This is a genomic window from Kitasatospora sp. NPDC058190 (assembly GCF_042883685.1).
Classification (GTDB): domain Bacteria; phylum Actinomycetota; class Actinomycetes; order Streptomycetales; family Streptomycetaceae; genus Kitasatospora.
This window is the reverse complement of the sequence record NZ_JBHVVI010000216.1, coordinates 1-8,061: the sequence shown is the minus strand read 5'-3', so window position 1 is coordinate 8,061 and position 8,061 is coordinate 1. Positions and strand designations below refer to the sequence as shown.

7 protein-coding genes are annotated in these 8,061 nt (G+C 72.7%); 5 read left to right on the top strand and 2 right to left on the bottom strand.

The window, feature by feature from the left end; translation table 11 throughout:
- From ureB to ACFVWU_RS43475, 3 genes are all read left to right on the top strand, one after another.
- Positions 1-398, top strand: a 398-nt coding sequence (gene ureB / locus ACFVWU_RS43485; RefSeq protein WP_387631959.1) for an urease subunit beta, incomplete at its 5' end; no start/stop codon positions are given.
- A gap of 8 nt (positions 399-406) precedes the next feature.
- Positions 407-2,104 carry an urease subunit alpha gene (locus ACFVWU_RS43480; protein ID WP_387631960.1) on the top strand — a complete coding sequence of 566 codons (1,698 nt, stop codon included), beginning with the start codon at positions 407-409 and terminating at the stop codon, positions 2,102-2,104.
- Positions 2,105-2,292: 188 nt separating this feature from the next.
- Positions 2,293-2,841: a hypothetical protein gene (locus ACFVWU_RS43475; RefSeq protein WP_387631957.1), complete on the top strand. Its 549-nt coding sequence runs from the start codon at positions 2,293-2,295 to the stop codon at positions 2,839-2,841.
- Positions 2,842-2,862: 21 nt separating this feature from the next.
- Here ACFVWU_RS43475 and ACFVWU_RS43470 read toward each other — a convergent pair whose 3' ends face one another.
- Both ACFVWU_RS43470 and ACFVWU_RS43465 read right to left on the bottom strand, forming a co-directional pair.
- Entirely contained in the window at positions 2,863-4,932 is a 2,070-nt protein-coding gene (locus ACFVWU_RS43470) for a HelD family protein (protein WP_387631954.1), read from the bottom strand.
- 101 nt (positions 4,933-5,033) lie between these two features.
- Positions 5,034-6,665 (bottom strand): ADP-ribosyltransferase domain-containing protein, encoded by a 1,632-nt coding sequence (locus tag ACFVWU_RS43465; protein ID WP_387631951.1) that lies wholly within the window; start codon positions 6,663-6,665, stop codon positions 5,034-5,036.
- Positions 6,666-6,858: 193 nt separating this feature from the next.
- On the opposite strand from ACFVWU_RS43465, the gene ACFVWU_RS43460 reads away from it, so the two are divergent.
- Positions 6,859-7,539: a macro domain-containing protein gene (locus tag ACFVWU_RS43460; protein WP_387631948.1), complete on the top strand. Its 681-nt coding sequence runs from the start codon at positions 6,859-6,861 to the stop codon at positions 7,537-7,539.
- A gap of 135 nt (positions 7,540-7,674) precedes the next feature.
- The gene (locus ACFVWU_RS43455; RefSeq protein WP_387631945.1) at positions 7,675-8,043 is read left to right on the top strand and encodes a DUF4180 domain-containing protein; all 369 of its coding nucleotides are present in this window, start codon (positions 7,675-7,677) and stop codon (positions 8,041-8,043) included.
- Positions 8,044-8,061 lie beyond the last annotated feature (18 nt).

Genomic DNA, 8,061 nt, shown 5'->3' with positions numbered 1-8,061 from the left:
AGGCGGCGCCCGGCGCCGTCCTCCTCGCCGACCACAGCGCCCCCGCCCCACGGCCGGTGTGCACCGTGGCCGTGCGCAACACCGCCGAGGTGCCGGTCTCGGTCACCTCGCACTTCCACTTCTTCGAGGCCAACCCGCGCCTGGACTTCGACCGGGCCGCCGCGTACGGGATGCACCTGGCCGTCCCGGCCGGATCCTCGGTGCGCTTCGACCCGGGCGCCGTCGTCGAGGTCGGCCTGGTGCCGATCGGCGGCGAGCGGGTCGCGATCGGCTTCGCGGGGCTGGTGGACGGCCCGCTGGACTCGCCCCGGGTCCGGCGGGAGGCGCTGCGGCGGGCCGCCGCGCAGGGCTACCTCGGGGTGAACGGTGACGACGACGCGGAGGAGACCGAGCGGTGAGCAGCAGCATCGAGGCGTCCGAGTACGCGGCCGTGCACGGCCCGCGTGCCGGGGACCGGGTCCGGCTCGGCGACAGCGGGCTGGTCGTCCGGGTCGAGTCGGACTCCCAGCGGCCGGGGGACGAGTTCCTGGTGGGCTTCGGCAAGACCGCCCGGGACGGCCTGCACCTCAAGGCCGCCGCCGTCCGGGACACCTGCGACGTGGTGATCAGCAACGTGCTGGTGATCGACGCGGTCCAGGGCATCCGCAAGACCTCGATCGGCATCCGGGAGGGCCGGATCACCTCGATCGGGCGGGCCGGCAACCCCGACACGCTCGACGGCGTGGACGTGGTCGTCGGCACCGGGACGACGATCGTCTCCGGCGAGGGGCTGATCGCTACGGCGGGCGCCATCGACACCCATGTCCACCTGATGTCGCCGCGGATCATGGAGGCCTCGCTGGCCTCCGGCGTCACCACGATCATCGGCCAGGAGGTCGGTCCGGCCTGGGGCGTGGGCGTCAACTCGCCCTGGGCGCTGCGCCACGCGTTCAACGCCTTCGACGCCTGGCCCGTCAACATCGGCTTCCTGGGCCGCGGTTCGTCCTCGCACCCGGCTCCGCTGGTGGAGGCCCTGGCCGAGGGGGGCGCCTGCGGGTTCAAGGTGCACGAGGACATGGGTGCCCACACCCGGGCGTTGGACACCGCGCTGTCCGTGGCCGAGGTGCACGACGTCCAAGTGGCCCTGCACACGGACGGGTTGAACGAGTGCCTGTCGGTGGAGGACACCCTGCGCGTGCTGGAGGGCCGGACCATCCACGCCTTCCACATCGAGGGCTGCGGCGGCGGTCACGTCCCCAACGTGCTGAAGATGGCGGGCGTGCCGAACGTCATCGGCTCCTCCACCAACCCCACCCTGCCCTTCGGCCGGGACGCGGTGGCCGAGCACTACGGCATGATCGTCTCCGTCCACGGGCTCAAGACCGACCTGCCCGGCGACGCGGCGATGGCCCGCGACCGGATCCGCGCCGGGACGATGGGCGCCGAGGACGTCCTCCACGATCTGGGGGCCATCGGCATCACGTCCTCCGACGCCCAGGGCATGGGCCGGGCCGGCGAGACGGTGCGCCGCACCTTCGCCATGGCCGGCAAGATGAAGGCCGAGCTCGGCCCGCTGGAGGGCGACGGGCCGGACGACGACAACGAGCGGGTGCTGCGCTACATCGCCAAGCTGACCGTCAACCCGGCCATCGCGCACGGGCTCATCCACGAGGTCGGCTCGATCGAGGTCGGCAAGCTCGCCGACATCGTGCTCTGGCGCCCCGCCTCCTTCGGCGCCAAGCCGCAGCTCGTCCTCAAGGCCGGGTTCCCCGCGTACGGCGTCACCGGCGACCCGAACGCGGCCACCGAGACCTGCCAACCCCTGGTCCTGGGGCCGCTGTTCGGCGCCCACGGCGCGACCCCGGCCGACCTCTCGGTCGCCTTCACCAGCCGCGCCGCGGCCGATTCCGGCAGCGGTGACCGCCCGTACGACAGCATGACGACGCGCCGCCGCCGCGTCGCCGTCCGGAACACCCGCGGCATCGGGCCCGCCGACATGGTCCGCAACAGCCGCCTGGGCGAGGTCCTGGTCGATGCGCGGACCGGGCTGGTCACCCTCGACGGCACGCCGCTGCGCTCCGAGCCCGCCGAGGAGGTCGCCCTGAGCCGGCTCTACTTCCTCTGACGTCGAGCCACCTGGCCACGGCCGTAGTTCGATGGTGCGGCACTTCACCGCGCCGGTTCGGCAGCGCCATCGGACGTACGCTCCTTCCTCCGGACCACTGGGGTTCCGGACGGGCTCCCCCTCCAGTGGCACCAGCATCATTCACCGGGACGACGCCGGCGGATCGGCTGACGCCGAAGGTTGTGAGCGTGAAGACGACGACGATGCCCTCGGCCGCTCCTTCCTCCGCCGCTCCTCCCTCAGGCGGCACCGAGCGACCCGTTCCGCGCTGGGCCACCGTTGTGGCGCGGGCCATCCCCCTGGTGGGACTGCCGGCGTGCCTGTGGCGCCTGCCGTTCGCGTTCGGCTTCACCATGGGGACGGTGCAGGAGAAGACGTACAGCTGGTGGGTGATCGCGCCGTACGTCCTCACCCTGAGCACGGTCTCGGAGTGTCTCGCCCTGCTCTCCATCGGTCTGGTGCGCGGGTGGGGCGAGGTCGTGCCCGGCTGGGTCCCGGTGATCGGCGGTCGGCGGGTGGCGCCGGCCGCGGCGATCGTGCCGGCAGCCCTCGGCGGGCTGGTGCTGACCGGCGTCCTGGTCGACTGGTCGCTCGGGATCCTCGGGATCATCCCCGGCCTGCAGTACACCAACGACTCGTGGCGGGTACTGGCGGTGTGCTGCCAGGCCCTGATGGTCCTGTGGGGTCCGCTGCTGCTGGCCGTCACCTACGCCTACTGGGTGCGGCGCTGCCGCTGAGCTCACCGAGTTGACGGCGCGTCAGAGCTCTCGCCGGCTCAGCTGAACCGGCAGCGGCCGGGAGTGCAGGACGTCCAGCCGGGACACCGCCCGGGTCAGCACCACGTAGAGCCGGTGCAGTCCGCGCGGCTCCGCCTCGACGATGGCGGCGGGCTCCAGGACGATCACGTGGTCGTACTCAAGCCCTTTGGCCAGCGTGGCCGGCAGCACCGTCACCCGGGCGGTGCTGCCGAGCGCCTCGGCCGAGGCGCTCGGGATCGCGGCGGCCTCCAGTGCGGCGCCGACCCCCGCCACCGAGCCGTCGGCCGCGATCACCGCGATGGAGCCCTCCCGCTCCAGCGCGGCGCGCACCGCGGCCACCACCGCCCCGCCCAGGTCGCCCGCCTCCCGGATCGTCACTTCGCCGTCTTGGCGCAGCGACACCGCCGGTGGCACGTCCACGTCCAGCGCGCCGAGCAGCCGGTTGGCCAGCGCCATCACGGCGGCCGGGACCCGGAAGCCGGTGGTCAGCGGCACCAGAGCGGCCTGCGGCTTGCCCAGATGAGCCAGCTGCTCCGCCCAACTGCGGGCCGACCAGGGGGCGGTGGCCTGGGCGAGGTCGCCGAGGACGGTGAGGGAGCCGAAGGTGCTGCGGCGGGCGATCGCCCGGCACTGCATCGGGGAGAGGTCCTGGGCCTCGTCCACCACGACGTGGCCGAAGCTCGCCGGGCGCTCGATCAGCCCGGCCACCTCGTCGAGGAGGACGAGGTCGTGCTCGGACCACGTGGCGCTCCGCTCGGAGCGCGGCGGCTTCCGCCACCGGATCGCCGCCTGCTCCTCGGGCGCGAGCAGGCCGTCGGCCGCCTCGGCCAGTACGGCGGGGTCACCGAGCAGGGCGGCCACCACGGCCTCCGGGCGCAGCGCCGGCCAGGCGGCCTCCAGGAAGGCCGCGACCGGCTTGCAGCGGCCGACCTTCCGTTGCCAGGCGGAGTTCTGAACGCCGGACCGCCGCTCGGCCTGGCCCTGGATCATCGCCACCACCCGGGTGCGGACCTTCTCCCGGCCGACGGCGTAGGGCGGCGCCTGCTCCCGGATCTCGGCGACCATCCGGTCGAGCCGGTCCGCGGACACCCGCCAGCGGTAGGAGCCGTCCGGGACGACCAGCGGCTCGGAGCCGGTGGCCCGGATCCGGCCGTACAGTGCCCGGCGCAGCACCTCCGCCATCCGCGCGTCCTGCTTGACGGCGGCGGCCCGCTCGTCGTCCGTCGCGGAGACGGTGCAGCCGCCGGCGACCAGGTCCTCCACGGTGTGCTGGGCGACGTCCAGCTCGCCGAGCGCCGGGAGCACCTCGGCGATGTAGCGCAGGAAGGTCCGGTTGGGTCCGATGACCAGCAGGCCGCTGCGCTGGATCCGCTGCGGGAAGCTGTAGAGCAGGTACGCGGCGCGGTGCAGGCCGACGGCGGTCTTGCCGCTGCCGGGCGCGCCCTGGACGCAGACCGACTCGCTCAGGCCGCCGCGGACGAGTTCGTCCTGCTCGGGCTGGATGGTCGCGACGATGTCGCGCATCGGCCCGGTGCGGGGGCGCTCGATCTCGGCGGCGAGGATTCCGCTGGGCCTGCCCGTCTCGGCGCGGTCGAGGCGCTCGTCCTCCAGTCCGGTCAGGTCCTCCGGCAGGCCCGGGCTCCCCGGCGCCCAGCCGAACCGGCGGCGGCGGGCGAGCCCGAGCGGCTCGTGGGCGCTCGCCCGGTAGAACGCCCGGGATACCGGGGCCCGCCAGTCGACCACCAGCGGCGGAACGGTCGGGTCCTCGGAGATGCGCCGGCGGCCCACGTAGTAGCGCTGCCCGCGGTGGTCCCCGGTCTCGGGCGCGTCGTCGAAGTAGAGCCGGCCGAAGAAGGGCGGGCTGTCCGGCAGTTCCCGCAGCTGCTTGGCGCGGGTCCGCAGGTAGCGGCCCAGCGCCTCCGCGCTCGCGCCGTCGCCCGACACGTCCTCGCCGGCGACGACCTGGTGGTCGGCGTCCGCCACCTGCCGGGCCATCGCCGCTCGGCAGGCCTCGACATGGGCCCGCTCACGTGCCAACTCGCCGTCGAGGCCCAAGGTCTCGAACGTCATCGCTTCCCCCGTGGTCGGCTCGGCTGCTGTTCGGAGGAGCCATCATAACTTAACCAAGTAAATCTCCTAACCAAGTAAGATTTTAGCGGGCCACGGTCGGCTCAGGACACCAGGGGCGCCTCCTCGACCTCGGTCAGCGTCACGGTGCACAGCCCGCCGCGCTGGGCCTGCACGTCCGTGACCTTCAGCTGGGTGCCCGGCAGCAGGATGAACTCCTCCTCCCCCGTGAACGCCGAGAACCGCTGGATGCCCGCGGCCCGCAGCGGGCGCACCTCGAACAGCGTCCGCTTGCCCCGGCTGCCCAGGAAGGACTGGGCCACGCCAAGCTTGGAGGTGCAGGAGGACACGCCCCACCACGTCACCGTCCGCCCGAGCGGGTACTGCTTGCGCAGGTCCAGCGAGACCCCGCGCCAGAGCGGCTCGGTGCGCACCGGAAGCTGCGAGACCGCCGCGAACAGCAGCCGCAGGTACGGCAGGTACGGCACCAGCCGGCCGCGGTCCGGCGAGCGCAGCACCGCGTTGATCTCCCGGTAGAACGCGGACTCGCAGGTGTAGAGGTAGAGCGCCGCGATCGCGTCGGCGGACAGGCCGGACTCCCCCTCGTCGGCGCGCCGCTTGCCGAAGTCGCGCGACAGCGCGACGTGCCGGTCCAGGCCCCGGAGCAGCTCGGCCACCGGGGCCACGGCTTCCCGGAAGTCCATCAGCGGCGTCTCGAACACCCCGCCGATCGCCGGGAGTTCGAGGCCCTCGTCCTTGACGCTCGCGAGTCGGTCCAGGTAGAGCTGGTGCAGCTCCATGGTCGAGGCGATGAACGCGCCCATCCGCTCGGCGACCCCGCCGTCCGCACCCCCGCCCTGCGCCGCACCGGTGTTCCAGCCCGCGCTGGGGAGCCAGTCGACCTCCTCGCAGCCGAGCGAGGCGAGCGCGGCGTTCACCGTGGCGAAGTGGTCGCCGTCGCAGAAGATGTCGCCCTGGGCGGCCGGGTTGGCGTGGTCGATGTGGCGGACCTCGACCTCGGGGTACTTCTTCTGCAGCCGCAGCACCACGTTCTTCAGGCTGCGCGCGTGCGCGCCCCACCAGGCGAAGACGACACCCCGGTCCTCCTCGTCGGCCTGCTGCTTGGCCCGCAGGATCTCCTCGATGATCCGCTCGGCCACCGGCCGCCAGAACCCGGCGTGCTGGTCCGGCCCCATCGCGCCGTCGGCGCTGGCGGTCAGGGCCGCGTTCAGCAGCAGCACGCCCTGGGTCAGCATCGCCTGGAACCACTCCGGCGGCTGGACGGTCTCCCGCTCCTTCAGCAGTGCCCGTATGTCGGCGATCGGCGTCTTCTTGGGGATGCCGTACTTCCACATCGCCGCGGCCTTGATGAGGCAGCGGATGCTGATCACCCGGCCGAACTGGCTGTCCTTCCAGTCGTGGAAGGTGTTGTCGAACATGGCGATGCCGGTGGCGCTCTCCGGCCGCGGGTAGGGGTTCTGGCCGAAGACCACGACCTTCCACTTGTGCGGTGCGTGCGGCTTGAGCGCCTGGAAGGTCAGCTCGCGGACGGGCACGACCTCCGGGCTGCGGCCCGGACCGATGAACGAGGCCGCGCCGGGCTGCGCCTCGATGACCGGCTTCAGCAGCGGGAGCCACGGCTCGCCGCCGCCACGGAACAGCTCCGCGAGGGCCAGCGGGTCGTTCGGGTCGTTCGGCTCGGGCTGGGCAGCGGTGGGGGTGTCGGCAGCGCTCATGGTGGTACTCCGGCTGGATCGGATCACGGAAGATGAGGTGACTGTCCGTCAGGTAGCGGGCAGACGGCACATTCCTAGCAGCCGGGACCGACAGTCCCGGGCGGCCGGCCGGCGGCGGACGGATTGTCAGTGGTGCCCGCTAACGTCCTGGTCGACCGCGGGAAACAGCTCGACGAACGACAGGAGTTCCAGCATGACGACGGACCGCACGCAGTCCCCGCTGAGGGTGGTGCTGGCCGACCTCAACACGACGGTGGTCGAGTCGTGGCGGGCGGCCTTCGCCGACACCCCCGGCATCGAGATCCGGCACGGCTCGATCCTCGCCGAGGAGGTCGACGCCTGGGTCAGCCCGACCAACTCCCGTGGCCGGATGGACGGCGGGACGGACGCGGCGGTCAAGCGGCACCTGGGGGCGGGCATCCAGCTGCGGGTGCAGCGGGCGATACGCGACCGCTACGCGGGCACGCTGCCGGTGGGCAGCGCGGTCTGCGTGCCGTCCGGGGCGGTCAACCCGAAGTTCCTGATCTCGGCGCCCACGATGCAGACCTCCTCGCAGAACGTGAGCGAGACACTGAACGTGGCGCTCGCCTGCGCCGCCGCATTCCAGGCCGTGCACCGGCAGAACCGGCTGGCGCCGGGCAGCATCCGCTCGGTGGCGCTGGTCGGCATGGGCGCCCAGACCGGCCGGGTCCCGGCCCGGGTGTGCGCCAACCTGATGTGGACGGGCTACACGCTGTTCAACGACCACAGCTTCGAGAGCGACCAGGAGCTGCGCGCCACCATCCTCGCCCAGCTGGACGACATCGAGAGGGCTCCCGCCACCCAGCGGGTGCGCATCTCCGCGCCCACGGGCCGCAGCCGGTCCGGGCGGTAGCCGCGGCGGCCCCCGGTACGCAGCCCGCGGCGGGCCGGTAAATCGCTTCCGGGCACCGGGGCGCTCCACCTACATTGAGGCTCGTACACGGATGGTCACATCCGGATCATCACGCCCGACCGGTAGGAGAGCGCCATGGCAGACACAGTGCAGGAACTGAGCGGGGTGAAGGTGCTCGTGTGCGACGCGGCCGGGCCCGCGATCACCACCGTGCAGGACGCACTGGATCTCATCGGCGCGACCTACGTCGGCGCCGGGATCGTCGCCGTGGCCGCCGACCGCCTGGACGACAAGTTCTTCGTCCTGAGCACCGGGTTCGCCGGCGAGGTCATGCAGAAGTTCGTCAACTACCATGTCCGGCTGGCCGTCATCGGCGACATCTCCCGCCACCTGGAAGCCAGTTCGGCGCTGCGCTCGCTGGTCCGCGAATCCAACGCGGCCGACCACGTCTGGTTCCTCCCGGACACCGAGGCCCTCGCCGCCCACCTGGCGGGCCGCGCCTGACGGCACGCCGACCGCGGG

Coding starts and splice junctions, on each gene's coding strand:
- ACFVWU_RS43455 (WP_387631945.1), top strand. CDS start 7,675: ATGGCAGACACAGTGCAGGAACTGAGCGGGGTGAAGGTGCTCGTGTGC.
- ACFVWU_RS43470 (WP_387631954.1), bottom strand. CDS start 4,932: ATGACGTTCGAGACCTTGGGCCTCGACGGCGAGTTGGCACGTGAGCGG.
- ACFVWU_RS43460 (WP_387631948.1), top strand. CDS start 6,859: ATGACGACGGACCGCACGCAGTCCCCGCTGAGGGTGGTGCTGGCCGAC.
- ACFVWU_RS43465 (WP_387631951.1), bottom strand. CDS start 6,665: ATGAGCGCTGCCGACACCCCCACCGCTGCCCAGCCCGAGCCGAACGAC.